Annotated in this window: 24 protein-coding genes and 1 tRNA gene; 14 read left to right on the forward strand and 11 right to left on the reverse strand. The window is 48.1% G+C overall.

The features are described from left to right. Positions 1–272: 272 nt before the first annotated feature. Positions 273–1706, forward strand: a complete 1434-nt coding sequence (gene dnaA / locus FW415_RS00005; RefSeq protein WP_148382269.1) for a chromosomal replication initiator protein DnaA — start codon at positions 273–275, stop codon at positions 1704–1706. 252 nt (positions 1707–1958) lie between these two features. Here the strand turns inward: dnaA and FW415_RS00010 are convergent, their stop codons facing one another. Both FW415_RS00010 and FW415_RS00015 read right to left on the reverse strand, forming a co-directional pair. Then, positions 1959–2753, reverse strand: coding sequence for an SRPBCC domain-containing protein (locus FW415_RS00010; protein ID WP_168208601.1), 795 nt, complete (start codon positions 2751–2753; stop codon positions 1959–1961). After that, a complete protein-coding gene (locus tag FW415_RS00015) occupies positions 2731–3324 on the reverse strand; it encodes a helix-turn-helix domain-containing protein (RefSeq protein WP_148382271.1) in 594 nt (197 codons plus the stop codon). The genes FW415_RS00010 and FW415_RS00015 overlap by 23 nt, the downstream gene beginning before the upstream one ends. A 292-nt stretch (positions 3325–3616) precedes the next feature. On the opposite strand from FW415_RS00015, the gene FW415_RS00020 reads away from it, so the two are divergent. Further along, on the forward strand, positions 3617–4111 hold the full coding sequence (locus FW415_RS00020; protein WP_148382272.1) for a hypothetical protein: 495 nt from the start codon (positions 3617–3619) through the stop codon (positions 4109–4111). Here FW415_RS00020 and FW415_RS00025 read toward each other — a convergent pair. Continuing rightward, positions 4108–4965: a dienelactone hydrolase family protein gene (locus FW415_RS00025; protein ID WP_148382273.1), complete on the reverse strand. Its 858-nt coding sequence runs from the start codon at positions 4963–4965 to the stop codon at positions 4108–4110. The genes FW415_RS00020 and FW415_RS00025 overlap by 4 nt on opposite strands. A gap of 151 nt (positions 4966–5116) precedes the next feature. Here FW415_RS00025 and FW415_RS00030 point away from each other — a divergent pair, with 151 nt between their 5' ends. Beyond that, positions 5117–6022 carry a bestrophin family protein gene (locus tag FW415_RS00030; protein WP_148382274.1) on the forward strand — a complete coding sequence of 302 codons (906 nt, stop codon included), beginning with the start codon at positions 5117–5119 and terminating at the stop codon, positions 6020–6022. A gap of 192 nt (positions 6023–6214) precedes the next feature. Beyond that, the gene (locus FW415_RS00035) at positions 6215–7183 is read left to right on the forward strand and encodes a helix-turn-helix domain-containing protein (protein WP_168208602.1); all 969 of its coding nucleotides are present in this window, start codon (positions 6215–6217) and stop codon (positions 7181–7183) included. Between the two features lie 223 nt (positions 7184–7406). On the opposite strand, the gene FW415_RS00040 is transcribed toward FW415_RS00035, so the two are convergent. Then, on the reverse strand, positions 7407–7955 hold the full coding sequence (locus FW415_RS00040) for an alpha/beta hydrolase (RefSeq protein WP_148382276.1): 549 nt from the start codon (positions 7953–7955) through the stop codon (positions 7407–7409). Positions 7956–8003: 48 nt separating this feature from the next. Between FW415_RS00040 and aqpZ the strand changes: the two genes are divergently transcribed. Next, positions 8004–8759: an aquaporin Z gene (gene aqpZ, locus FW415_RS00045; RefSeq protein ID WP_256378902.1), complete on the forward strand. Its 756-nt coding sequence runs from the start codon at positions 8004–8006 to the stop codon at positions 8757–8759. A 76-nt stretch (positions 8760–8835) separates the two neighbouring features. Here the strand turns inward: aqpZ and FW415_RS00050 are convergent, their stop codons facing one another. The 3 genes from FW415_RS00050 to FW415_RS00060 form a co-directional block, all read right to left on the reverse strand. After that, on the reverse strand, positions 8836–9219 hold the full coding sequence (locus FW415_RS00050; protein WP_148382278.1) for a DUF3037 domain-containing protein: 384 nt from the start codon (positions 9217–9219) through the stop codon (positions 8836–8838). Beyond that, the gene (locus tag FW415_RS00055; protein WP_148382279.1) at positions 9197–9994 is read right to left on the reverse strand and encodes a HipA family kinase; all 798 of its coding nucleotides are present in this window, start codon (positions 9992–9994) and stop codon (positions 9197–9199) included. The genes FW415_RS00050 and FW415_RS00055 overlap by 23 nt, the downstream gene beginning before the upstream one ends. Positions 9995–10063: 69 nt before the next feature. Continuing rightward, positions 10064–10549 (reverse strand): DinB family protein, encoded by a 486-nt coding sequence (locus FW415_RS00060; protein WP_148382280.1) that lies wholly within the window; start codon positions 10547–10549, stop codon positions 10064–10066. 169 nt (positions 10550–10718) lie between these two features. Here FW415_RS00060 and FW415_RS00065 point away from each other — a divergent pair, with 169 nt between their 5' ends. Further along, the gene (locus tag FW415_RS00065; RefSeq protein ID WP_148382281.1) at positions 10719–11186 is read left to right on the forward strand and encodes a hypothetical protein; all 468 of its coding nucleotides are present in this window, start codon (positions 10719–10721) and stop codon (positions 11184–11186) included. Between the two features lie 171 nt (positions 11187–11357). After that, a complete protein-coding gene (locus FW415_RS00070) occupies positions 11358–11888 on the forward strand; it encodes a DinB family protein (RefSeq protein ID WP_148382282.1) in 531 nt (176 codons plus the stop codon). A 92-nt stretch (positions 11889–11980) separates the two neighbouring features. Here FW415_RS00070 and FW415_RS00075 read toward each other — a convergent pair whose 3' ends face one another. Beyond that, positions 11981–12862, reverse strand: a complete 882-nt coding sequence (locus FW415_RS00075; protein WP_148382283.1) for a glutamate--tRNA ligase family protein — start codon at positions 12860–12862, stop codon at positions 11981–11983. A 78-nt stretch (positions 12863–12940) separates the two neighbouring features. Here FW415_RS00075 and FW415_RS00080 point away from each other — a divergent pair. Continuing rightward, a tRNA-Asp gene (locus FW415_RS00080) sits at positions 12941–13014 on the forward strand. 186 nt (positions 13015–13200) lie between these two features. Next, on the forward strand, positions 13201–14565 hold the full coding sequence (locus FW415_RS00085; RefSeq protein WP_148382284.1) for a hypothetical protein: 1365 nt from the start codon (positions 13201–13203) through the stop codon (positions 14563–14565). On the opposite strand, the gene FW415_RS00090 is transcribed toward FW415_RS00085, so the two are convergent. Next, entirely contained in the window at positions 14566–15198 is a 633-nt protein-coding gene (locus tag FW415_RS00090; RefSeq protein ID WP_148382285.1) for a hypothetical protein, read from the reverse strand. Continuing rightward, the gene (locus FW415_RS00095) at positions 15195–16247 is read right to left on the reverse strand and encodes a DUF262 domain-containing protein (RefSeq protein WP_148382286.1); all 1053 of its coding nucleotides are present in this window, start codon (positions 16245–16247) and stop codon (positions 15195–15197) included. Before FW415_RS00095 ends, FW415_RS00090 begins: the two co-directional genes overlap by 4 nt. Before the next feature lie 115 nt (positions 16248–16362). Between FW415_RS00095 and FW415_RS00100 the strand changes: the two genes are divergently transcribed. The 5 genes from FW415_RS00100 to FW415_RS00120 all read left to right on the forward strand — a co-directional run bounded on the left by FW415_RS00100 (position 16363) and on the right by FW415_RS00120 (position 24691). Beyond that, complete coding sequence (locus tag FW415_RS00100; protein ID WP_148382287.1) at positions 16363–16827, forward strand: hypothetical protein; 465 nt, start codon at positions 16363–16365, stop codon at positions 16825–16827. 890 nt (positions 16828–17717) lie between these two features. Continuing rightward, a complete protein-coding gene (locus FW415_RS00105; protein ID WP_168208603.1) occupies positions 17718–18302 on the forward strand; it encodes an RNA polymerase sigma-70 factor in 585 nt (194 codons plus the stop codon). Positions 18303–18376: 74 nt separating this feature from the next. Continuing rightward, positions 18377–19507, forward strand: a complete 1131-nt coding sequence (locus FW415_RS00110) for a FecR family protein (protein WP_148382289.1) — start codon at positions 18377–18379, stop codon at positions 19505–19507. A gap of 204 nt (positions 19508–19711) precedes the next feature. Next, the gene (locus tag FW415_RS00115; RefSeq protein WP_210420794.1) at positions 19712–23056 is read left to right on the forward strand and encodes a TonB-dependent receptor; all 3345 of its coding nucleotides are present in this window, start codon (positions 19712–19714) and stop codon (positions 23054–23056) included. Positions 23057–23080: 24 nt separating this feature from the next. Beyond that, on the forward strand, positions 23081–24691 hold the full coding sequence (locus FW415_RS00120; protein WP_148382290.1) for a RagB/SusD family nutrient uptake outer membrane protein: 1611 nt from the start codon (positions 23081–23083) through the stop codon (positions 24689–24691). A gap of 567 nt (positions 24692–25258) precedes the next feature. Here FW415_RS00120 and FW415_RS00125 read toward each other — a convergent pair. Further along, positions 25259–25657 carry a VOC family protein gene (locus FW415_RS00125; protein ID WP_148382291.1) on the reverse strand — a complete coding sequence of 133 codons (399 nt, stop codon included), beginning with the start codon at positions 25655–25657 and terminating at the stop codon, positions 25259–25261. Positions 25658–25792 lie beyond the last annotated feature (135 nt).

A 25792-nucleotide genomic window follows, 5' to 3' on the forward strand; every position in this document is an offset into this window, starting at 1 on the left:
ACAAATGACCTGTTAATCATGCCCGTACGGTTTAACACTTTTCATTGTAGTGAATTGCAGGCTAAGCGGGTGTTTTAGCCGACAAATACTTGAATAAACAGGAGCCGACATTCTGTAATTGTTCCAAATAAAACAAGGGCAGATTTATTTTTTTTTTCAACATTTTAATCAGATATTCGTCGTCCTGTCAAAAAATTCTTCAACTGCCCATATTGAAGAATTTGTATTCGAGAACACCCAAATTATAAACACGATTAATTTTTTTTGATTAAATGAATAAAACTTGCGAACAAGTTTGGGAGAAGTGTCTGAATATAATCAGGGATATTGTGGAATGGCAACCATTCAAAACATGGTTTGAACCAATAAAACCAGTAAAGCTAGAAAACAATGTTTTAACGATCCAGGTCCCCAGCCAGTTTTTTTACGAGTACCTGGAAGAACACTATGTCGGACTGTTAGGAAAAACGATCAAGCGCGAATTAGGAAAAGAAGCAAGACTGGAATATCGGATAGTAGTAGAGAATGGCACCCCCCATCAACATCCTAAAACGGTGAATATGCCTACGCAGTTTACCAAGCCTCAGAAGGATAGTGAAGTAGATTTTCCGTTAACGATACAAAATCCGGTGAAGAACCCTTTCGTCATTCCGGGTATCAAACGCGTGCAGATAGATTCCCAGCTGAACCACAACTACACCTTTGAATCCTTTATTGAAGGAGATTGCAACCGTGTGGCCCGCAGGGCCGGCAAAACGGTGTCCGACAAACCGGGCGGCACATCCTTCAACCCGCTCGTGATCTACGGTGGTGTGGGCCTTGGCAAAACCCACCTGGCACAGGCCATCGGCAATGAAGTGAAAAGGCAGAACCCCAACAAGGCCGTGCTTTACGTCAGCGCCGAAAAATTCATCAATCAGTTCATCGATCACTCCAAGAATAATATTATTAACGATTTCATACACTTCTACCAGTTAATAGATGTACTGATCGTTGATGATATACAGTTCTTTGCCCGTGCGGAGAAATCGCAGGATGCGTTCTTTGCCATCTTCAACCACATCCATCAGAGCGGCAAACAGCTGATCCTTACATCGGACAAACCGCCGAAGGATCTGGACGGCCTCCAGGAACGCCTGCTCAGCCGGTTCCGCTGGGGCCTCAGCGCGGATATGCAGATACCCGACTTTGAGACCCGCATGGAAATACTGGAAATGAAGATGCGGAACGACGGCCTCGAAATGCCGAAGGAAGTTGTGAAGTACGTAGCTTACAATATCCAGAGCAATGTAAGAGAACTGGAAGGTGCACTGATCTCGCTGCTAGCCCAGTCTTCCCTCAACCGCAAAGAGATAGACCTGGAACTGGCCAAGCGCGTGCTGAAATCCTTCGTGAAAACATCCTCCAAGGAGATCACGATCGAAAGCATCCAGAAAATGGTCTGCGAATATTTCGATGTGCCGTATGACAAGCTGCTGCAGAAAACCCGCAAGCGCGAGATCGTTCAGGCCCGCCAGATCACCATGTACCTGGCCAAGAGCTTTACCAAGAATTCATTAAAGACCATCGGCGAACACTTCGGCGGACGGGACCACACCACCGTGATCCACTCCTGCCAGACGGTGAAAGATCTGATGGATACGGACAACAGTTTCCGTGACAGCGTTATAGAGCTGCAACAAAAAGTGCAACTCGCCGCAATGTAACAATCCATGTAACCCTATCGCAACTATCCTTGCAAAAATATTTGATACCGGGCCAGGCGCCCGGTATCTTTTTTATATGCAAAACTGTAGTGCCGGCAGGAATTATGTGCGTGTACACCCTGTTCAGTACCACCGGCAGCGCGGAAAGTGCGGGTGCAAACCGGCTCAGGATCACGGGTAACAACGCGGGCCGGCGCGGGCATAAACCCTGCTCCGGGTCACATACCGCATCGCCGTTGTGCCGGACACGCATTAAAGCAGCGCATCCAGCTTCGTCTGCCATTGCCGCTCCATGGCTTTGACCTCCGCTTCCGGTATGCCATATGTACTGATCCATGCCCATACAACAATATCGGCATCCGGACTGTACCTGTCCAGTATCAGCCGGAACAAGGCATCGTTCATCCCGGGAATAGTGCCGCAAAAATCCTGCGGAGGATTGAAATAGGCAACGGCGCCTTCGTACCTGTCCCCAAACGGTGTGGTGTAGGCGTAGCTATCCCCATTCACAGTCAATCCGTTTTCCACCAGTATATTCCATATCTCTTCGTGCGACCTGGCAGACTTGCGTTTGGCAAAGGCCACCAGCCTGTCTTTCCCCGCATGAAACTCCAGGTAATGTTTCAGGCCCAGGGATTCTGTATCCCATCCGCGGCGCACACCATCATACATCTCGTCCCAGTTGCTGCCACCGCCGAAGCCGGCATGCACGATCCGCAGCATGGTGCTGCCGCCCCGGGCCTCCAGGAAAAACTCCACCGCCAGTCGGCGTGGCTCGGGCGATACAATGGAATGATGCTCCTGCCCATATCCGAGGCGGAGATAATCCAGCTCTTTTTCCTCTTCGATTTCCATGCGCCAGTCCACCTTGTCGCCCCAGGAAAGCTCAACAGCTTCGCCGGGCTGAATATTGGCGTGCAGCGGGAACCAGCGTTCCATTTCCCGGGCATCCGTAAGCGCTTTCCATACCGCTTCCACCGGAGCGTGGATCTCACGGGTAATATCTACTACCCTGCCGGGTGCTTTAGTGATTGGATCGTTTTTCATGTTGTTGTTTTTTAAGTGTGGGGTGAGAGAATACGTGAAACTGGTACGGCCTTGCATGCGGATCATCCGTATGATACCGGGCTGCCAGTTTCGCGATGGTCCTTGACAGTTCTTCCGTGAAGGCATGCAGTTTTTCAGGGTCGGTAAACCGTACTTCCGTCTGCAAAGAAAAAGTGGCCAGCTTTTTCTTTGCCTTATGGGCGCCGGTCTGCAATTCCGCTACTTCCTGTATCAACCGGGATGCTGCGGACACCAGGTAATGGGACGAATATTTGTCCTGTACTTCTTCCGGGTCCACCTGTGCTGTATTCAATACCACGAGGTAAGATTTGGCGCTGGCTCGCATGATCCTTTCGGTGCAGTTTCCCTTCCGTCTTTCTTCCACCAGTTCTATCAGTTCATTTTTTTCCAGTTCCCTCAGATGATAATTGAGCTGCTGCCGCGGCATATCCAGGATGCGCGAGAGCCCTGCTGCGGAATTGGGTTCCCGGAGATTTTCGAGGATACTCATCCGCAAAGGATGCATCATGGAAGCGGCTACCTGTTTGTCCCTGATAAATTGTGCTTTCATCTGTCAATAATTATTCTTTACGGGTCAGATGGAATGGTATTTCATCTGTTCCTATTTATTCTTTACGGGTCAGATGGAATAATACTTCATCTGACCATATCTCAAAATTACACCGAAAAATTAATTTTTCAAGGAAAAAATATTAATCGGTAAAATCAGCTACAGATTATTGATATACATATAGTGGAAATTAAATTGTTATGATCGGTATTGAAGGAGCTATCGGGGATCAGCATTAATTCACTAAATTGATAGAGTCACAGGACATCAACCAAAATCTAAACCCTTTTTTATGGCAACATCTTCCACGCAGGAGGCACAACGGCGGGAAAACCCTATACTTGCCGTTATCACCATCGCCTTTGCGGTGGGCATTCTGGATGGGCTTGCCGCTATTATCAATTCCTTCGTCCGCTCCGGCGTAAAACCAGAACAGGTATTCCATTTCATTGCCAGTGCGTTGCTGGGTAAAGCTGCCTATAGTGGTGGCGGAGGTACTGCGCTGCTGGGGCTGGGACTGCATTTTCTGGTGGCGCTGATCTGGAGCGCGCTATTCTTCGCGGCCTATTCGCGCATGCGGTGGCTGCAGGGGAACAAATGGCTGACAGGCTTTGGGTACGGGATATTTGTATGGCTGGTGATGACGTTCATTGTGCTGCAGGCAGCGGGATTATTACGGCTGCCTCTCGATCCCTGGGGTGCGGTTACGGGCATACTGATCCATATGTTCCTGGTAGGATTGCCCATCGTGATCATGACGCGGCGGTTGAGCAATCGTCCCGTTTAACCCAGCGTTTCCCCAAAGAGCCGCAAAGTGCGCTCCCAGGCGAGTTTGGCTGCGGCTTCATTATACCTTGCGGCGGAAGTATCGTTATGGAAAGCATGCTGCGTACCTTCATAGATGTACAGCTCATACTTGATCCCGGCGGCCTTCAGCGCTGCTTCAAAAGCAGGTATGCCGGCGTTTACGCGATCATCTTTTTCTCCGTAATGCATCTGCATCGCCGCCTTGATCTTCGGCACATCGGATGCGGCGGGTTGCGTGCCATAGAAAGGCACCGCTGCTTTTAACGCCGGATGATGCACAGCCATCTGATTGGTCAGTGCGCCGCCCCAGCAAAACCCCACACATCCGGCCTTGCCATTGTATTCGGGCCTGCTCTCCAGGTAATCGAAAGCATTAAGAAAATTATGCAGGTTCTTCGGAGCTTCCAGCTTGCCGAACATCCCCCGCGCTTCATCTTCATTGGCGGGCGTTCCGCCGAAAGGGGACAATGCATCCGGCGCCAATGCCAGGTAACCGGCCTTGGCTACCCTGCGGGTAACGTCCTTGATATGCGGCGTCAGGCCACGGTTCTCATGTATCACCACAACAGCGCCGCGTTTGCCGGCTTCATCCGGACGAACAAGATAGCCCTTCATGGTGGTGCCTTCGCCGGGATAGGTAATATCCTCTTCCCGCAGGCCTTCCTGCAAAGGCTGTATGGTAGCCGCGCGGGCGTAGTTGGATTCCAGCATCGGCAATACGGCCATCGCAGCGGCCATGCCACCGGTCAGCCTGATCAATTGCCTGATGAAATCTTCCCGCTTCAGGGGCTTATGGGTGTACTCGTCGAATAGATTGATGATGCGCTGGTCCATAGGAAACTATTTACAGTAAATTAAGCAATTTTCCCCTCATGTCACGATGATCGCTCCCATTATTTCCGCCTCCGGTACAACGCACATGGTGATTCGGGAAAGAATACTTAACTTGATATTGTCATCCCAATACACCATCAAATGTTCGTATATGCTGTTGCGTGACAGGCTTTCGCTGGTACAGGTATTCCGTATCACCTGGAAGCTGGATATTTTCATTGTCCTGGTCTGTACACTTGCCTACCTGGTAGACACCTACTGGCTGAAAGAACATATATCCATCCCTGCCAGCATCACCGCAGTACTGGGTACCGCGCTGGCGTTCTTCATCGGTTTCAACAACAACCAGGCCTATGACCGGTGGTGGGAAGCGCGAAAGATCTGGGGCGCCCTGGTGAATGATTCCCGTTCCTGGGCCAGGAACCTCCTCTCTTTCTGTGACAACAATGCCGCGGGGGAAACAAAGCATATCGCCCGGCGGATGATCTTCCGCCACATCGGCTTCCTCTATGCCCTCAAAGCCAGTCTCCGGCAAACGAATGACCGGTATTACGAAGGCTATCTTGGCGGTACGGAAGACGATGCCGTCAGGAACAGCCAGAATATTCCCAATGCCATCCTCAACCTGCAGGCAGCTGACCTGCAGCTTTTACGAGAGCAACAGGCGATAGACGGGTTCCTGTTTCGCGAACTGAATACCATGCTGGTCAACCACTGCGATAATATGGGGAAGTCCGAACGCATCCGCAATACTGTATTCCCGCCCAGTTACCTCTTCTTTACAAGGATATTCATCTGGTTCTATGTCATCTTGAATACGCTCATGCTGGCGGAGGCCATCGGCTTCTGGTCCGTTATCTTTGGCTGGGCGATAGGTTTTGTTTTCCATGTTACCCATATGAACGGCATAAGCCTGATGAACCCCTTCGAGCAAAACCCCATGTCCATTCCGCTGGACAGCATTTCCCGGACGGTGGAGATCAACCTGCTTGAAATGCTTGGCCATCAGCCCCTCCCATCCCCCATTGAGCCTACCGGGGGACAATACCTGCTGTAAATCCGGGAATTGTGAGGAAGGCGGGACGCCGTATCCTGAATCTTCGTTTCAGTCTCCGATACGGATATTTTTCAGTACATTTGAATGCTAGTTAAGAGAAAAGTGTGTGTCCCAAAATCTCTCCTGTATCTATTATAATGTATTTCGATGTCCGGACAAACCAGTAAGCATGCCGACGAACACCCCCCGGTGATGAAATTTAAAGTACCTCCGGAGATGGAGGTGCTAACACAAAAAACCAGTACACTCCCTAAAGACTATGAGCGATACCGCGTTCCCGGAGCTGATGTTGAATTTATCAGCGGCCCTTTCGGTTGTTATTTCACGCAGGAGATCCGGCAGAAAGACTGGGTCATCGGCTGGCTGAATTTCGACATCAGGGAAAGCGTATATCTTTATCCTGTAACCTCAGCGCCTTTTGTGGGCCTCTATTGCGGTCTGCGGGGCAATATCCCATGCGAGCTGCACGGGCGCGAAGAGATCCTTACCCTGCAGGAAGACAAGTTCGGGTTCTATTATGTACCGGAATACGCGATGAACAAAGCGGATTTCATGCCTTTCCATTATACCGCCGTGTACATTTCCTTCACCAGCAGGTTCCTGCAAAAGTTCGGGGCCAGCAATCCGGAATTCACATCGGTGATCGAGAAACAGGTAAAACGGGTCATGGAAGGTGAAGAGGTGAACATTATCGCCCTGAATTCAGATGCGCATTCCATCATCAAAAAAATGAAGCTCCGCCCGGCAGACGATCCTCACTTTCTCATATTTCAGGACATTAAAGTGAATGAATTGCTGCTGCAGTATTTTGAACTGCTCAGAGCGGCACAGCACGTACCCGCCAATATCCAGGCAGCGCTGAACTTCATTGCCGAATACTTCGATACGCCGGTTTCCATTGCGGAACTGGCGGAGCAAGCCGGACTGACCGGTGATGAAGATACCTTCAAAAAGCAATTCAAAGCCGTTACCGGCCTGGCGCCGGACCGGTATCTCAAAAAATTCCGGACAGAAAAAGCAGAGCAGCTGTTGCTGACCACTACCCTGAAGATCGGGGAGATTGCGGTCAAAACCGGGTTTACCGACAGTGCGCATCTGGCACGGACTTTCCTGGAAAAACATAAAATGACGCCCAAGGCTTTCCGGGCAAAACAGCAGTAAGTTCCCGGAAGAGCGTTATACACCCGGCAAAAAACCATACAATTTTTTGCAGGCAACCGTACAAATCATTCTGATAATTTCTCTATTACTTTGTTTCAGCACGAGCCGGTAACATACCAAGGTTATGCTTCTGTCTAACCCGGCTTTATGCTTTCAGATTAACTAGTAGTTTTTTTCCATTTTTAGCTTAAGACACACAAACTGTTTGTTTCTCCAACTTAGCTCAATACCGCTGTAAAAAGCGGGCAACTGATCCTCTCCAAGCCTTTCTGTAAGCCACCAGGTAATTCACATGGCCGGCTTGCGGAAAGGTCACCAGTTGCTTTTTTCCTTTCAGGTTGCCATATATCCCGTCAATTTCCGCTCTTGTTACCCTGTCGTCCTGTTCTCCGTAGAAAAGCAATGTGGGGATATCCACCGCTTTTGCGTATTCCACAGGGCGGTGCGAGAAGGCTGGAAAGCCGTGCTGTACGCCGCCCCAGAAGATCAGGAACCCCGCCAGCGGAAAACCCGGAACGCCAACTGCGTTGAAACGCGCGCAGGCAGCTTTGTACAGTGAACCGAACGGGCATTCCAGCACCAGCGCCCGGGGCCGGATATGGTCATCATGCACCGCCTTCAGCACGGCCACCGCACCCATCGATGTACCAAATAGCAGGATGTTTCGCTCTCCGGTATTGACGAGGTGCTCGTACACCGTTTTTACGTCCCTGGCCTCCTTGTAACCGATGGTGGTAGCGTTGCCGCCGGAACGGCAATTTGTAGTATTTATTCGACCGCCTTTTCCATACGGCTTCTAATTCAGATAAAATAAATACATTTGCCCCTGAATAGTACCCCGTTAACCGTTGAGCATAACTACATTCTTATCACTAAAACAACGCAAATGAAAAAAATGATCGCTGAATTCATCGGAACATTCTGGCTTGTGCTTGGCGGCTGCGGCAGTGCCGTACTGGCTGCTGCATTTCCGGAAGTAGGGATAGGCCTGGCAGGCGTATCACTGGCATTTGGCCTGACAGTGCTCACGATCGCCTACTCGCTGGGGCATATCTCCGGTGCGCACCTTAACCCGGCGGTATCTATCGGGTTATGGGCCGGTGGCCGGTTCGATGGCAAAGATCTGCTACCTTATATTGTAGCGCAGGTCTTGGGCGGGATCGCCGCCGCAGGTGTTCTCTACATCATTGCTACCGGTAACGGAAGTGAAGTAGGCAGCTTTGCCGCTAACGGGTATGGGGAACATTCACCGGGCGGGTACAGTCTCACTGCCGCACTGGTCACGGAGATCGTGATGACGGCCATGTTCCTGCTGATCATACTCGGCGCCACGGACGACCGCGCACCGAAAGGATTTGCCGGCATAGCTATCGGCCTTGCCCTCACCCTGATCCACCTGATCAGCATCCCGGTAACGAATACTTCGGTGAACCCGGCCAGGAGTACCAGCCAGGCCATCTTTGCGGGAGGCGCCGCCCTCGGACAGCTATGGCTTTTCTGGGTGGCCCCGATCGTTGGCGCCCTGCTGGCAGGGACGATCTATAAAGGCGTATTTGCTGAAAAGAAACTGGCGTAAAAAACGCCGACTGTTATTAAAAATACGGGCTGGCTAAATGTATAGCCAGCCCGTTATGTTTTTGCCAGGCAAGTCCTCAAAGCACCAGTTGTTCAAACAGCCGGGCGAGCGCCTGCTGCGGGTTGCCGCAAAGGCCGGGATGCACCCGGGATGTTTGTACCACGGTGCTGCGCATGGCCGTGAGCCAGCGGAAGCGGGACGCCACGTCCAGCCGCGCGATAGGGCCTCCTTCTTTATCGCCGTTGCAGATATGTTCAAATGCCATGAGGTAGGTTTTCAGTTCCGCGATATCCAGGCCTGGACTGAAGGCATGCAGGCGTTGTTCATCCAGCGCATACATCATCCGCAGAAAGTTTTGCTGCCTGCAATACAACACCACGCCCACGTTGAGGAATTCCTCACGCTCCACTCTCGGCACTACCCGGATAACGGCGTACTCAAATAAGTGATGTCCTTGCATGTTGCGCTTCTTTTACAAAAATTTCCGATGATGCCACCCTGTTAGCCAGGAACCGGGCATATACCTCCCTCCGTTCGGCCGCCACGGCATCCGGGGCGGATACGGTGAGCCACTCGTCCGGGATCAGCGATACGATGGCCTGAATGCGTTCCTCCGTGAGCATGGCGCGGAACCGGGCGTCCGCCGTTTCCAGTTCAGCCGCCTGCGGCAGCAGCACATGGTCTTTTACATTCACAAAGGGGCGGCGGGACTGTTCTTCCCAGTTATCCCAGGAATGATGGAAGTACAGTGATGCACCGTGATCGATCAGCCAGAGCTCTTTGTTCCAGATAAGCATATTGGTGTTACGCGCCGTTCTGTCCACATTCGTGAGCAGGCAATCCAGCCACACGATCTGCGAAGCCAGTTCAGGGTCGATGCGTGTTACCGCGGGGTCGTAGGTGATGGCGCCGGACAGGTAATGCAGTCCCAGGTTCTTCCCTACGCTGGCTTTGAGCAGGTCCTGTATCTCTTCATCCGGTTCGGTTCGGCCGAAAGCGGTATCCAGCTCCGCAAATACGATCTCCGGCACTTTCAGTCCCAGGCTGCGGGCCAGTTCACCGCCGATCAGGTCGGCTATCAGGGCTTTGATGCCCTGGCCTGCTCCCCTGAATTTGAGCACATACAGGAACCCGTCATCCGCCTCCGCGATGGCCGGCAGAGAGCCACCTTCGCGCAGCGGTGTAACATACCGCGTTACGTTTACCGTTCTGACCGGTGATTGATCATGATGCATAACAGACATTCGATAAATATAGCGCAAGATATCAAGAAATCAGGAGGAGGCCCCGCCTGCGGGCGTTATTTATCTTTCCCAGAAATGAGGCGGTTGAATGCCAAGGGAACGGAGGTACACATATCCCTGTCCGCGGTGATGCACTTCATTATCGATCCAGTACAGGGTGATGCTGTACAGCGGCCCTTCATATTCCCCGAAGGCCACATCCACTTCCTGGAAGCGCTGCGGCGTTACCCTGGCCCACCATGCATCGATCTCGGCGGTTACCTCGTCCCAGCGCTGCAGCAGGGCGGCTTTGGTCCTGGGTACGGCTTTCTGTTCATGATGGAACAGCTCATCGAGCTTTTTCCATTCGCCGGTGGCCAGTCCTTTTGCCCCCGGTGCCGCCATGCCGATCATTTCCATGGCCAGGTCCGCAAAGGGACGCATGCCGCCAACGGAATAGGAAAAAAGTTCTTTTTCGGGGAATGCTTCGATCGTACGGCGTGTCAATCTGCGGTGTCCCTGCCAGTGTTCCAGGAGTTGTGAAGCAGTGATAACGGTGTTTTCCATGACTGATAGTTTTTAAGTTGATCACAAAGAACACCGCGGGAAATGACAGCCCTATGTCAGCAGCATTTTTCTTACAATAAAAAAAGCGGTCGTTCGTCTACTTACTTAAATGCTGTCAGCGGAACGATCACTTTGTTCCGGGCTTACGAATCAAAAAAACGGCGGTACGATGTATGCATCACTTTTACTCATTCATTCCATCATGAGGTGGCTGGTATTGCTGGGCCTCCTGTACACGATCATCAGGGGCATCAGCGGCTGGTCCGGCAGGCGTTCCTTTACCCGGAGAGATGATACGGCGCGGCATGTTACGGCCACGTTCGCGCATATACAATTGCTGATCGGGTTCATATTATATTTTAACAGTCCGCTGATCAGTTATTTCCGGTCCAACTTCGGAGAGGCGATCCGGCAGCCCCAGATGCTGTTTTTCGGGCTGGTGCATATCGGGCTGATGACCTTGTCCGTTGTGCTGATCACTATCGGTTCCGCCTCCGCCAAGCGCCGGGAAACCGATCAGGCCAAATTCCGTACGATGGCGGTATGGTATGCGGTGGCGCTGTTCATTATTTTCATCGCCATACCCTGGCCGTTCTCGCCATTGGCAGGCAGGCCGTACCTGAGACTGTACCTGTGATGAGGGTTGGATTGACGGTAATATTATATAGCTGAAAACACGTCCCTTTTTGCAGGTTTTCTATAACCCGGCAGCCTCGTAAAAAAATATTTTTCGAACGCAAAAAAGCTACTGACATACTGCTGTCACTTTCATGCATTCTCTTTGTATTGTACTTTAAAAAACGCTACCATGATGATACAGGAAAAAAAAGCACCCGCAACCGATCAGGCCTCCATTGTGTACCTGATGCAGAATTTTGCCAACTACAATCTCTGGGCAAATACCACCCTGGTCAACTGGCTCCGTACGAAACCCGAAGCCGAGCTGGAGCGGGAAATGTCCTCCAGCTTCCCCAGCATTAAACTGACCCTGAACCATATCTGGCAAACGCAGCGTTACTGGCTTTCCATTATCCGGCGGGACCAGGCGGAGACTTACCGTGATGACTCCGGCAGTTCGAAAGATGTGCTGGACCTGATCGTGGAACAGTCCGAAGAGCTGGCCGATTTTGTGGGCCGGATGACGAAAAGTGCGCTGGAAGATACCACGATGATCGTCAGCCCCTGGTTCCAGTGCGATTTCCAGCATTTTGAGTACCTGGTGCAGGTGATGAATCACAGCACATACCATCGCGGGCAGATCATTACCATCGGGCGGCAGCTGGGGTATGAGGATGCGCCGATGACCGATTATAATTATTACAATATTTATGGTAAGTAGGACGGGGCGGGATGTATTGCGGCAGCCAGGGATGGTGGCGCGAATCCAGGAGCCATTGCGGTAGCCAGAGGACTAGTGCTGGGCAGGGGCCGTTACGACAGCCAGGGGATAACAGCGCGGGTCAGGGAACTGCATCCACTTACCGGCGTTGCAATGCCGAGCATCTGCGCAATCATTCCGTACACTTCTTCCGGTGTTTTTCCCGCTTTGCAGAGGAAGCCGATGGATGTGTCTCCCGCGGACTTGGAGAGCTTCCTGTTCCCTGTGAGCAGCAAAGGATGATGATGGAAGACGGCATTCCGGAACGGCTGGTAGTCCAGCACCTCCGCGAGATAAAGCTGCGCCAGGGTGGAGGGCCAGAGGTCTTCTCCCCTGATGATCAGGTTGATGCCGAAGAAATGATCGTCTACTAGGGACGCCAGCTGATAGGCCGGAAACCCGTCTTTTTTCCGGATCACGAAATCCTGCATTTCCGGTGGCAATGTTGCGGTGATCTTTTCTCCGCGGAGGGTGTGGACGGTGAGGGCAGTTTCGTTGGTGCGTAACCGCCAGTTCACGTCCGGGTGATCCAGGGGGATGTGTTTATTGCGGCAGGTGCCGGGATAGATGCCGTTGGGGACCTGGGTGCGGGAGCAGGTGCAGGCAAAGATGGTCCCCTTTTCCCGGAGGTCCTTTAAGGCACTGTTGTAAAGTCCTGTGCGGTGGATCTGGGAGTACCGGGACAGGTATTCCGGGTAGTTGTCGGGGCCCTCGTGGTGAGGGATACCGAGGAACTCCAGCGTATCGAAGATATCCATTACATACTTTTCCTCCACCCGTTGCCTGTCGAGATCATCGATGCGAAGGAGTGTTTTTGCTCCCATATGTTCCGCGATGCCTGCTGTAAGTGCGAAAGACAGGGCGTTGCCGAGATGTAAATAGCCGCTGGGAGTGGGCGCCAGTCTGGTTTTCCATATTTGCTGCGGGGAGTTCATCGGGTTGCAAAATACATTTTTGCCGGAGGATTTGGATAATTGGGATATTTGTTCATATTTTTGCAGCCCGACAATGAAGGATCGGTAGTTCAGTCGGTTAGAATGCCGCCCTGTCACGGCGGAGGTCGCGGGTTCGAGTCCCGTCCGGTCCGCAAAACATCTCAGAGATCCGCGCTTGGCGCGGGTTTTTCGTTTTTAGTCGAGTTTCCTTTTATTTTCAATGATCTTTACGGAGGTTAACATCCATCTATTGAAGAAGAATCTCCTACTTAAAAGTTAGCCTAAAATTTTTAATCGGCCAATTTTGTAATTTCAAAGAGCGATTAAACTTGCCTATTATGATTTCAAAAGGGGAAGGGCTAACTGCCTCTGAAAGATATTTAAAAGCTCTTTGTGAACATTCCTTCTTGTCACTTTGGAGCTATACAAACATTTTTAGACAACCTGGTAATGAATTATGTGATTTATTAGTAATTGTTGGGGATGATATTATTATTTTTTCCGACAAACAATGCCAGTTCCCATCAACAGACAATCTAGAAATAGGTTGGGCTAGATGGTTTCGCCGAGCGGTACATGAATCTGCAAAACAACTATGGGGCGCGGAAAAGTGGATAAGGAGATATCCAGACGAGGTTTATACCGATAATAAGTGCCAAAACAAATTTCCCACTCCAATTGAAATAAATTCGCAAACTAGATTTCATTTAGTATTAGTTGCCAATGGAGCTTCCGAAGCTTGTAAAAAAGTTAACGGAGGAAGCGGAAGTTTGGAAATAAATAATGAAATACAAGGAGTAAGCAGCCATACTACGCCTTTCGTAATTGGTGATTTGGATTCTAGTAAATCATTCATTCATGTTCTCGATGAAACGTCACTCGACATTGTTTTAAAAAATAGAGATACGATTTCTGATTTCACTTCCTATCTAATAAAAAGGGGGAAATTCTTACGATCAAAGTTGAATATTAAAAGCGATGGCGAAGAGGAACTACTTGCACAATATTTAAAGTTGCTAAACACTGATGGGGAAAGAGACTTTGTGATACCGGAAAATATAACTGATGTGTATTTTGAGAGAGGGATTTGGAGGGATTTTCAAAAGCATCCCCAAAGAATTGCGCAGATTAAGGAAGATGAAATTAGTTATTTGTGGGACAAATTAATTGAAGAATTTAGCAAACACGCAATTAATGGAACACAATACTATGTTTCTGAGGGCGGTTTTTTAGACGTGGAAAAGGCCTTACGGTTTCTTGCGAGAGAGAATAGGTTTACTCGTAGAGTAATGGCTTCAGCTTTATCTGAAATCGTATTGACTACTCCCTCAGATAGAAGAATGCTCCGTGTCATTCCGATGCATCACGATAATATTTACTATGTGTACCTCTTGTTCCCATATCCCAATTTTAAGCCTCGAATAGATTATGATGAATATCGTAAGGTGCGGATGAGTTATCTCGAAGCTGTTTGTATGGTGACGCGACTTATTAAGCCAGATGCCAAGTTTGTCATTGGCATTGCTATGGAATCAGGCCTTAATAACTCCAATAGCTCTGAAGACTTAATTTGCTTTGACTGTAGTTGTTGGAATAGAGAATTAGAAGAACAGGCCCAAAGGGATCAGGTAGAGTTAAATATTCTGGTTAAACCCAACCGGGTCGAAAGATACAGTAGTGAATATCCTAATATTAACAAATAACTATAAGTTATATATCATTCCTCTCACGTTATCAACCAAGTGATCGATACAACGTTGTGAACTACGGATATTTTTAGCTTCTAAGATGTCGATTGGTTTCTTTTGAGGTGCGGAAAAAGAATAATATGCCGTCAGGGGGTTGAGATTAAAAACATTCTCATTGTTTAAATGTATGAATGAGTTTCGTATCTTTTGAATATGTACAATATCGGTATAATAATGGGACAATACCCCCAACGTTGTCGCAAGGTGAGCATGTGACGAAAGTAACGCAGTAGATAAATCTGAAATAATTTTAGGGTCTCCCCAGGTGGCCTCCTGATGACAACTTGAAATGGCATCTCCCAGATTATGACTTTTTCTCTTTCGTAGCAAAAATAGGAGATAGTGACATCCTTGCTTATCTATATAAGTTGGATGAGTTGGAATCAAAGGTGTTCCATCTAAGTTCATACCACCAGTTACGTGCGCAAGCCAATAGTCTCGCCAGAAATTGTTCCAACTGTTCCAAATGAAGTTAAGCACCCCAGCTGAAACCACCAATTGCTCTTTACTATTGGTATATGAGTATAGGGCGAGGTAATCTTGGGTGATTCCCAAAAATCTTTTCCTCCTTTTTGAAAGAGTTCTCATTGTTCCTGTAATGCGGAAATTAAAACCTTTATTCGAACCAATCGATGCTTGTAGCTTTGAGTTGTTGAGATCGATGCTTTTACAAATTCCGAATATGTTCCCATCTCGTTTCTGTCATCCACTTCACCGAATATTCGTCTAAGAAGTTCAGAACTTCTATTGGCATTAACACAGTAATGACCTATAGAAGTTAATTCAACCAGGTCGTCTTTTTCATCCGGAATATTGAACTTGTTGAATATTAAGGCACCCATTAGGGAATAAAAATTGTAAGATTTTACGTTGCAGGCCTCAAATACGTCGTTAAAATTATCCTTTATGAAGTTGAATGCGCCCTCAAGCATTGTTCTCACCTGCTCTTCTTCCGTAAAAGTTTCATCATACTTTTTATATAAAGCTTCTAACTTACTCGTTGATCTCGCTTGTATGCCCTCTAAGCAAATTTGGCTACACTCAGTTAATAAATCCGCATCCATCATTCTTGAAATATCTCTAATGCTTACGATGTCGTAATTTTCGAGAAACGGACTGAAAACTTCTGTTAGATCACTTATAAACCATTTAAATTGACCTTGATAAGTAGCATGTCGTAGTTCCGCAGTATTTAATGGTAAAGTATAGGAGTTTATTCTCCTGAAAATTTCAAGAATCTCTTCTCTCGTGGCCGTAACGATATTGTCAATTGAAACTTCGTAAGCCAGAAAGCTGGCTCGAATATCTTCATCTAATTCATCAAACGTTAATCCCTGAAACTTCTTGCTGACGGCTGTTAACTTAAATTTGTTGTCGATGTAATCTCGAATTGTTGTTAATCTCTGTTGACCGTCAATAATTTCTCTTTTCGACTTTTTCGTTTTTAAATCAACACCCTGTTGAATTACGGCCTTTGGGAATGGAAAATCATTTAATATTGTATCAATGAAATATGATCTAGCATTTTCAGGCCAAAGCCCTGTACCCCTTTGATAACTTTTGTTTACAACAAGTTCACCTGATTTCATCATATTATAGATATCAGATATCGGGATAGTATTTCTAATTATTTTCATTGGGTGAAATGTTGAAATTAACGGAATTAATTTTGGTTACTGGATGCAATATATCGTAAAATTGTTGTTCAAAATTGGTCATATATTAACTTTTTTAGCTAAAATTTGAATGATTATGGCGATGAAAATATTAGGAGTTCAACGTTTGAAATCATTTATAACTTTTAAAGTACTAATTGATTTTCAGTATTTAATGGCACATTTCGTAAAAAAGCATAAGGGAAATCAATATCCCACCTGGCCCACTTCAGCAACACGCCGCCACTTGATAAACGATTATTGGCTCCATTCCTTTATTCACTATGGGACAATTGTGCTACTCGCCAGTATGCTTATTATGCCATTTTGGGATTCTTTTGACAGAGACTATTTTTCAGTCCGGGCAGTAGTAGCAATCGCTTTGTATTTTCTATTACGCTTTTTATTTATAAACCGGTTTATACAGGTAGTTTTTTGCCAATATTGGAAGCTGTGGTTAGCGAATATGAACGTGATGAGATATCTTGGATGGAGCGGCAGGGAGGCCAGTCTGCTCCCAGGTCAGCGGCTCTTCCGTACCTTGTCAGAAGGTCGGGCATAACGCGCAGGAATTTTCGGTTCCAGAACTTCGGGGGAATAGCGATTTCCGTATTAAGCAGCACCTTTTTATTGTCTGTGCCGCAATACTGGATAAAGATAAGGCCGTGCCCTCCCGGCGCACCTTGCTTTTCGGGCAGATCGGTTTGATTGGTAACAACATAGTTTGTCGATTTTTTAGTCGAGTTCAATGTTATCAACTTCAATAAAGGTACTTTAAAAAAAAGGGATGTTGTTATAGAATGCTGAAAATCAGCGTTCTAATGATGGGTTATGTAAGCCCGAATAAACTTCGATTTGCCACGTGCAATCCCGTCCGGTCCATAGGTCTTAAAGCCACACTTTTGTGTGGCTTTTGTCATTCTGCACCTTTTTGAAGGTTACGTTCAAGGTTACGTAATAAGGGGCATGTGATGAAAGCCAATACAGGCGTGGTTTTAAAGATATCTGGACAATCCCGTCCAGTCCGCAAGTCTTAAAAGCTACGCAAAACGCGTGGCTTTTTTTATGGGCAAAAGTGGGGGGGGTACGGAGAGGATTACGCAGCACTTAATTTTGGCTGAAACACAGTGCAGATAATGCTTTCGGCGTTCGGATAAAGTCCAAAGTAGTCCGAAACCCATCCGGAAATTTTTCCACCCCTTTTTGCCTCCGAAAAAAAGCAGTCCATTCTGATCCACTTCGATCCATCCGGTTCGGTTACGTACGAGGTTACGTAGGCAATCCCCCAAATTCACGCAACCTTTTTCCAGGAAATGCGAAGCGATGTTTAGGAACAGACCACCGGTGTATTCGTTCTCAAACGCCTTCTCTTACAACAGCCTGAGGCCGAAAACGCTCCTTTCTCCAACCATGCCGAAACATCAATCTTTTTTTATTACCTTAGTTCAGTACATGAAGGCGTATAACACTTTCACCGATAATGAATTGTATCTTCTGTTAGTTCAGGACAACGAAGAGGCATTTACCATTTTATACCATCGGTATTGGAAGCGCATGTTATACAAAGCCGCTATAAAGTTACAATCCAATGCTGATGCGGAAGAGGTTGTTCAGGACGCCTTTACAGACATCTGGAAAAGCAGGCATCGCACACAAATACAAAATAGTTTTCATACCTATATTGCTGCCGTCATACGTTACAAGGTGATGGCAAAGATGGCCTCCAATAAACGGGGAATCACGGAAGCTGTGCATGCGTTGCATGTGGAAGACAACGCCACCGAGCAATGGCTCAGCTTTAATGCGCTGCGGAACGAAATCGAAAGATCGGTGAAAGCCCTGCCGGAGAAGTGCCAGCTGGTATTTCGGATGAGCCGGGAAAGAGGTATGAGCGATAAAGAAATAGCGCGGGACCTGAATATTTCCCCGAAAACGGTGGAGGCCCATATCTCCAGGGCGCTTAAATTCCTGCGTGTTTATATCAATAAATCCCTTTCCATTCTTGCATTTATCACTACGATCATAACGAAAGCGTAGGAATTTTCATTTATTTTTTGTTCAATGTAGGGTAGTCCCCGTTTCTCATACACTATATAAGAAACGATTTACCTATGACACGACCGACACGGGCGCAGCTGAACGAACTGGCCGATAAGTGGTTGAAGGGCACTATTACGCCATCGGAAAAGGAGTTGCTGGACAAATGGTATGACCTGGACGCAGCGGAGCCCCTTACCTGGGATGACGAGTCTGAAGAGCAACTGGCTGCACGTTTACGCAATAATATCAATACGCGGAAAAATCCCTCATATTCCTCCGGAAGAAGGTGGCAAATCCCCGCCGCCGCAATTGTATTGATCGCGTTGGGAATAGGCGCTTACTTATATGTTTTAAGATCAGATCCCCCCGGGCAGGTGGCTGTAATGAATAAGGAAGTCAAACCCGGAAGAAACCAGGCGATACTGACGTTGGGCAACGGGGAAAAAATTGTTCTTACCGATGCGGCAAACGGAGAAGTGGCGAGCCGCTCCGGCGTGAAGATTACAAAAACCGCCGACGGACAACTCATATATGATGCCGCTAATGCCACCGATGACAGCTCGCCGCTGGAATACAACTCCATAGAAGCCCCCGCCGGCGGGCAGTGGCAGGTAAAGCTGCCGGACGGTTCGGTGATATTCCTGAACGCTTCATCAGGCATTACCTATCCAACACGCTTCGTTGGTAACGAAAGAAAAGTACAAATGACAGGGGAAGCATATTTTGAAATAATACCCGATAAGAAAATGCCATTCCGGGTGGAAAGCCGCGGGCAGACAGTTGAAGTATTGGGAACACATTTTAATATAATGGCCTATGCCGATGAAAAGATGATCAGGACTACGCTCCTGGAAGGATCTGTGAGGATCGTTACGGATTCGGAATCAAAAATGCTGGAACCGGGCGAGCAGGCGCAATTGGCGGGAAATAACCTGAAAGTTGCCCGTGACGTGGATATGGAGGAAGTGGTGGCCTGGAAAAACGGGTACTTTAAATTCAATGAAAGCCTCGAAAGCATCATGGCAAAGATCGCAAGATGGTACGATGTAGATGTGGAATACCGGGATAAGCCCGCTTCAGACCTTACCTTCTCGGGAAAGATCTCAAGGTCGAGAGATATATCCGGAATTTTAAAGATGTTGGAATATACAGGGGATGTTCACTTTAAACTGGAGGGAAGAAAAGTGATCGTTACTAAATAAACAGGCAGCCAGGGCGCTCAAAAACCAAATCCCGACTGGCATCGGGACTTGGCAGACGTTGAGCGTACCTCTCCTATAAGGATTAAAATTTTTGACTGGAATCAAACATTTAAGGTCTAAACCCAACAAACCAAAATTATGCATTTAAAATTACATTTCAGGAGCCGTGGCCGCCGCCATGCTCTGGATCAATTCGTACTCGTCATGAAACTGCTAGTAATTCTGCTAACTACCGCATTTATGCAGGTCAGCGCAAGTTCCTCCGCACAGCGAATTACCATGAACAAGGTCAATGCCCCGCTGAGCGAAATAATTGATGAGATCAGGACCCAAAGCGGCTACGACTTTCTGTACAACAACAAGGTGTTAAAAGCCACCCATCCCGTTACCATTGATGTCCGGAACGCAAGTATCGAAACGGTGCTCGCTATTTGTTTTGGCCATCAACCGGTAACGTACACTATTTCAGACAATTTTATTGTCATCAAACGAGGCCGCGCTGATAAAACAATCATTCCCGCAGATATAAAAGGGAAAGTGACCGATGAAAAAGGAGCACCGCTGCCCGGCGCTTCCATTAAGGTGAAGGGGACCAACCAGGCCACCAACACCGATGCCAATGGCGAATTTATCCTGAAAAATATTGCACCGGGAGCAGTGCTTGCCGTTTCATTCGTAGGTTTTGTTACGCAGGAAGTTGCCGTTGACGGCCGAAGCGCCATACATATTGTATTGGTCGAAAATACTGAAGCGTTGAATGAAGTCATAGTAGTGGGATATGGAACACAGCAGAAAATTAACCTGACAGGTGCGGTATCCACGGTTGATTCGAAAAGTATCGAAAACAGACCGGTCAGCAATCTTGCTACCGCACTGCAGGGAACATCACCCGGACTTATTGTTACCCGTACTTCCGGGCAACCGGGCAACGAAAATATCGGGATACAACTGAGAGGGGCAACGTCCGCAAACGGAAATGTGAACCCTCTTTTAATTGTAGATGGTGTTTCCGCGCCCATCAGCACCTTGCAATCGTTAAATCCGAATGATGTTGATAATGTGACCTTTTTGAAGGATGCGGCCGCGGCGGCCATCTATGGCGCGCAGGCCGCGGGAGGCGTGATCCTTGTTACGACGAAAAAGGGCGTTGCGGGAAAAACGAAAATTGAATACTCCAACCTGTTCGGCGCCGACAAAATGTTGAATGTTCCCCGGCGGATGACCTTGCTGGAGGAAGCCAGATTCAGCAATTTGTCCGCGGAAAATGCAGGCCTGGCACCGCCGTACCCCGCGGCGGATATTCAGCGGATCATTGATGGCGTGGAATATTACGTAGACCCCGTTGATACGAACAAATATGTTTACCTGAATCAAAAGGACTTTGTCAGCCAGACCATACGCGATGTTACCACTATGCAAACGCATAACATAGCCGTCAGCGGTGGAACGGACAAATTGAACTTCCTGGTTTCCCTGGGAACCTACTCCAAAGATGGCGCCTTTAAAGTGGGCCCGGACATGCACAACCGCTACAACGGAAGGGTGAACCTGGGTGCCAGGCTCAGCAAACATGTATCCATTGAATCAAGGATCTCCTATACGCGCAAAAGAACTGAAATGCCGTCGCGGGATGTTTCCGCATTGCTTTACCAGGCGCTTCGCCTCCGGCAAAAATGGCCCATATTTACCCCGGAAGGCAGACTGAGCGGCGAGGGCTCGTTCTCCGCCAACCAATCTTATGCTTACCTTAAAGAGGGAGGATATAATAACCGTAACGATAATAACTTCGATGGCGTTTTTACACTTAAAATAGCCGATGTTGTAAAAGGCTTGCAGCTGCGCGGCATCTATGGCGGAACATATAACCGGTCAGACCGCGATCATTTCTCCCGCACAGTGGAGTTGTGGCAACGCTATTTCCCGGTGGCTTATATCAACCAGACGAATATGTTTGAAGTCACCCGTGGCGTGTACAACACAAACAACCTGCAATTGCTGGCCGACTATTCTTTACGCCTGGGAGGGAAACATAACTTCCATGTGCTGGCCGGTTACCAGTTTGAGGATAGCAGAAGCTCATCAGTTTACACTTCAGCGCAGAACCTGGCCAGTAATGACCTCCCGACACTTGGTCTTGGTGAAGATGCTACCAAAACGAATAGCCAGACGATCAATACCTATGCATATAAGTCGTATTTCGGCCGCCTTAATTATAATTATCAAAACAGGTATCTCTTCGAAGCAACGATCCGCACCGATGAAAGCTCCAGGCTGGCGCCGGGCTTACGGGTAAAAACATTTCCTTCCGTATCCGCCGGGTGGAACATTCATAAGGAAAACTGGTTTCCCGCAGGCTCCTTTGTTTCTTCATTGAGGCTCCGGGCTTCATGGGGGCAGTTAGGAAGCGCCCTCGGGAACATCATCGGCAACTATGATTTCATGAACATGCTTTCCCGGAACAATAACCTGGTATTGGGTGCCGCGGAAGACCGTACCATGTACTTCTATCAAAGCGTAGTTCCTTCCTCAAGCCTGACATGGGAAACGGTGGAAACCACTAACGGCGGATTTGATTTCGCCATGTTTGACAGCAAATTATCTGTTAGCGCGGACTACTACGTGAAATTCAACAGGAACATGCTCACACCCCTGCAATTGCCGGTAACCTTTGGGGTGGCTACACCGCGTACCAACAACGGGGAACTGAAATCCTGGGGATGGGAGGTAGAGGCCAGTTTCCGGGACAGGATCGGAAAAGATTTCAGCTATTCGATCGGGTTCAACCTGTCAGACAACCAGAACAAAGTCATGAACTATGCCGGAAGAAAAGTGGTGAATGCCGGGATCGTGAATATACTGGAAGGTTATCCATTGGGTTCCATCTGGGGATTTCAGACGGATGGATATTATCAATCGCAGGATGAAGTGGACAAAGCGCCATTTTACAATGCCCGGACAGGCGTAGGGGATGTCAAGTATGTAGATCAGAACGGAGATGACCGCATTAATATTGGCGGCGGGCTGTTTGACGATCATGGCGACCTTATCTATCTCGGAACGGATCAGCCACGTTATAATTTCGGGATCAACGGTGGATTTGAATGGAAAGGATTCGATTTTTTCGTCTTTTTCCAGGGCGTAGGATCACGGACTTTTTATGCAACCGTAAATACGGTGAACCCACAGGTGACAGCACCGCGTCAGCCATTGGCCATTCATAGGGACTACTGGACGGAAGATAACCGGGACGCGGCTTTTCCCCGCCCGTATAGCGGAGGGCAGCATAATTACGTGTTTTCAGATAAATGGATGCTGGACGGAAAATATATCCGTTTGAAAAATATCCAGCTGGGATATTCCCTGCCGGCCAGTCTGTTGCAGAAGGTCCATATAGCAAGAGCGAGGGTCTATTTTAGCGGCCAGGATCTTTTAACATTTTCAGGCCTCGGCATTTTTGATCAGATCTTCAATCCGGAATATAACAATAACGTTGAGTTTGAATATCCATTTGCGGCTACTGCTTCTATTGGACTGAACATTTCATTTTGATACGCACCTTAAAACAAATCGAACATGAAGCATCTATTATACCTTGCCATCCCGCTGTGTCTGTTAAGCGCCTGTGATGTTGACAGAATCTCGGAAACCAATCTCAGCGACGGGTCCTTCTGGAAGAGCGAGCGTGATCTGAAGGCTGCCACCAATTACCTGTACACTTTTCTGCCCAGCCTGCTGGTAACTTCTGATAACTGGTCAGACGACGGGTTTGGTACTGCGCCACATACCACAAGCGACGGCACCAGGCTTGCGCCTGCAACATCCGGTGACTACAGCACGCCTTACAGGATCATACGGGCGGCATCCAACATTATGGAGAAGTCGTCATTAGCGGAAAATGCAGGGGTGCCCGCGCAGATTGTGGATATATATGTAGCGGAAGCCCGTTTCTTTCGTGCATGGGCTTATTTTCAGCTGGTGCAGAAATTTGGCGACGTTCCGCTTATTTTAGGATTGTTAAAAGAAGATTCACCAGAGTTGACTGCGCCCCGGACGCCCAAAGAACAGGTGTACGAAGCGATTTATGCGGACCTGGATGATGCCATTGCAAAGCTTCCCACGCCTACCGCAAGAGGTACGGCCGGATATGGACGTATCACCAATACGGCGGCGCTGGCGTTTAAAGCAAGGGTTGCTTTATTTGAGGGCACCCGTTCAAAGTTTCATCAGTACGGAGATCCGAACAAACATCTCTCACTGGCAGTAGCGGCTGCAAAAGAAGTGATGGAGAGCGGAGAACATCAGCTGTTTGATAATTATTTCGGACTTTTTCAGTATGAAGGCGAGGGCCGGCAGAATAGAGAGAACATGCTGGTGCGGCAATACGGCAGAAATATTGCTGATAATATTTCCGGCTATAATTGCGGAACGCTGATAAACGGCGCCACAAACGCCACCAAGGCGCTGGTAGACGCTTACCTGATGAAAGACGGACTGCCCATCGAAATATCACCCCTGTATACCCCGCCCGCCACTTTTGCCGAAACATTTATTGACCGGGATGAGCGTTTGAATGCAACGATCATGAAACCCGGAGATCCGTATTTCTACAGCGTACCTTTTGTGGCGCCCGCCCTGGTGTATCACACCACGGCATATTGTCCGCGGAAATTTGTGGATGCCCATACAGTAGGAACCGGGGTCACATTTATAGATTACCCGATCATCCGGTATGCAGAAGTGCTTCTGGCATATGCCGAGGCGCTTTATGAACTGAACGGATCTATTTCCGATGCGGACCTTAATGCAAGTATCAATCTTTTACGTGATCGCGCCAATTTGCCCGATCTCACCAATGCTTTTGTGCAGGATAATGGCCTGGACATGCGCAACGAGCTTCGCCGGGAACGAAGGGTAGAGCTGGCGATGGAGGGTTTCCGGTATTGGGATCTGATTCGCTGGAAGACAGCGGAAACAGAACTCCCCAAAGCTATTCTGGGTAGCTATTTCTTTGCGGACGAACCGGGTTTTTCAACTGCAAGCCCGAAGCTCACGCCCGACAATTATATTTTATTGCAAGCCGCTGCCAACAGGATGTTTGACCCGGAAAAGGATTATTTATGGCCTTTGCCGGTGAACGAGCTGGCGCTGAATCCGCAGTTGAAGCAGAATCCGTATTGGGAGTAGTATGCATCAATGACTAAGACACAGTGCTGTATTTCGATACAGCCTGTGTTGTCATACCAGGCTGCCACTGCAATAATTGCTGTTTCTCTCCGGGATGCTTTTGTAGCTGGCTTTTTTTAATTACTTCAATAACTGCAGATCTGTATCCTGAACTGCCGATCTGGTCCGGGCGTTGCCGGCCCTCCCTGTTTGTAACCGCGGGGGGAAACACTGAATTGTTTTTTAAACTCATGGCTGAAATACTTGGTATCGTTATAGCCTACACGGTCGGGTAAATGAGCCGGTGCGTAGTACTGCGGCAGCCTGCTGACAATCTCCCATTTGACATTTTGCTTATATTTGGCCGGTGTCGAATGGGGATTGTACTTTTTATTTACCTGGCCGGGAGCAATACACCTGCAATATTTGAATCCAGATGGTTACCGATTATAAGAAAATAGACTTGTTTAGGAAAACATTTTAAAGCAAAAGATCATTATTACATTCGTTTTTGTAGATTTTCTACAAAATTTAACGAAAAAATTCTATAAAAAGAGAAACTTGGCTTTTCCACCTCCCCTCACCTCCCTAAAACAAGATCAACTGCCAGGAAACCCCGAATTTATCCGCCACCCATCCAAACTTTTTACCAAAACCATAATTATCCAACGGCATCATCACCCGCCCGTTTTCCCCGAGCCTGGAAAAAAGCATATCCAGTTCATCTTCATCTTTGCATTCCACCCAATTTGAAATGGCCGGCGTGAACGTCCAGTCGTGTTTGATGAAACTATCGCTGCAAATGAATTCCTTTCCGTTCAGCTCAAATACAGCTTTCATAACGGAGCCTTCTTTCCCCGGCCCATCTTTTCCGTAACGCTGGATATCAATAATTCGTGAGTTGTCGAATAAACCGGTATAAAAGTTCATCGCTTGTTCAGCATTGTTTTCCTGGAAGGTCAAAAATGTGGTTATCTGCGTTTTCATATCAGCTTTGTTTTTAGTGATGTAATAAGATGGCTCATTTGCAGCACCTTCCTTCAAAACTAACATACGCAAATGAAGCAGCCGCTATACTTTGGTACTAAAAAGGCTGGTTTGTTGTATTTGGTACTAAAGTAT

This window comes from Chitinophaga sp. XS-30 (assembly GCF_008086345.1).
In the GTDB taxonomy this organism is placed as follows: domain Bacteria; phylum Bacteroidota; class Bacteroidia; order Chitinophagales; family Chitinophagaceae; genus Chitinophaga.

Excerpts from the sequence above, each read along its gene's own strand:
- FW415_RS00055 (WP_148382279.1), bottom strand. The coding sequence starts at position 9,994 with ATGCATCATGATCAATCACCGGTCAGAACGGTAAACGTAACGCGGTAT.
- FW415_RS00085 (WP_148382284.1), top strand. The coding sequence starts at position 13,201 with ATGATTTCAAAAGGGGAAGGGCTAACTGCCTCTGAAAGATATTTAAAA.
- FW415_RS00060 (WP_148382280.1), bottom strand. The coding sequence starts at position 10,549 with ATGGAAAACACCGTTATCACTGCTTCACAACTCCTGGAACACTGGCAG.
- FW415_RS00065 (WP_148382281.1), top strand. The coding sequence starts at position 10,719 with ATGTATGCATCACTTTTACTCATTCATTCCATCATGAGGTGGCTGGTA.
- FW415_RS00020 (WP_148382272.1), top strand. The coding sequence starts at position 3,617 with ATGGCAACATCTTCCACGCAGGAGGCACAACGGCGGGAAAACCCTATA.
- FW415_RS00100 (WP_148382287.1), top strand. The coding sequence starts at position 16,363 with ATGGCGATGAAAATATTAGGAGTTCAACGTTTGAAATCATTTATAACT.
- FW415_RS00120 (WP_148382290.1), top strand. The coding sequence starts at position 23,081 with ATGAAGCATCTATTATACCTTGCCATCCCGCTGTGTCTGTTAAGCGCC.
- FW415_RS00050 (WP_148382278.1), bottom strand. The coding sequence starts at position 9,219 with ATGCAAGGACATCACTTATTTGAGTACGCCGTTATCCGGGTAGTGCCG.
- FW415_RS00015 (WP_148382271.1), bottom strand. The coding sequence starts at position 3,324 with ATGAAAGCACAATTTATCAGGGACAAACAGGTAGCCGCTTCCATGATG.
- FW415_RS00035 (WP_168208602.1), top strand. The coding sequence starts at position 6,215 with ATGAAATTTAAAGTACCTCCGGAGATGGAGGTGCTAACACAAAAAACC.
- FW415_RS00125 (WP_148382291.1), bottom strand. The coding sequence starts at position 25,657 with ATGAAAACGCAGATAACCACATTTTTGACCTTCCAGGAAAACAATGCT.
- FW415_RS00095 (WP_148382286.1), bottom strand. The coding sequence starts at position 16,247 with ATGAAAATAATTAGAAATACTATCCCGATATCTGATATCTATAATATG.
- FW415_RS00110 (WP_148382289.1), top strand. The coding sequence starts at position 18,377 with ATGACACGACCGACACGGGCGCAGCTGAACGAACTGGCCGATAAGTGG.
- FW415_RS00115 (WP_210420794.1), top strand. The coding sequence starts at position 19,712 with ATGAAACTGCTAGTAATTCTGCTAACTACCGCATTTATGCAGGTCAGC.
- FW415_RS00025 (WP_148382273.1), bottom strand. The coding sequence starts at position 4,965 with ATGGACCAGCGCATCATCAATCTATTCGACGAGTACACCCATAAGCCC.
- FW415_RS00030 (WP_148382274.1), top strand. The coding sequence starts at position 5,117 with ATGCTGTTGCGTGACAGGCTTTCGCTGGTACAGGTATTCCGTATCACC.
- FW415_RS00105 (WP_168208603.1), top strand. The coding sequence starts at position 17,718 with ATGAAGGCGTATAACACTTTCACCGATAATGAATTGTATCTTCTGTTA.
- FW415_RS00090 (WP_148382285.1), bottom strand. The coding sequence starts at position 15,198 with ATGAGAACTCTTTCAAAAAGGAGGAAAAGATTTTTGGGAATCACCCAA.
- dnaA (WP_148382269.1), top strand. The coding sequence starts at position 273 with ATGAATAAAACTTGCGAACAAGTTTGGGAGAAGTGTCTGAATATAATC.
- FW415_RS00010 (WP_168208601.1), bottom strand. The coding sequence starts at position 2,753 with ATGAAAAACGATCCAATCACTAAAGCACCCGGCAGGGTAGTAGATATT.
- FW415_RS00075 (WP_148382283.1), bottom strand. The coding sequence starts at position 12,862 with ATGAACTCCCCGCAGCAAATATGGAAAACCAGACTGGCGCCCACTCCC.
- FW415_RS00070 (WP_148382282.1), top strand. The coding sequence starts at position 11,358 with ATGATGATACAGGAAAAAAAAGCACCCGCAACCGATCAGGCCTCCATT.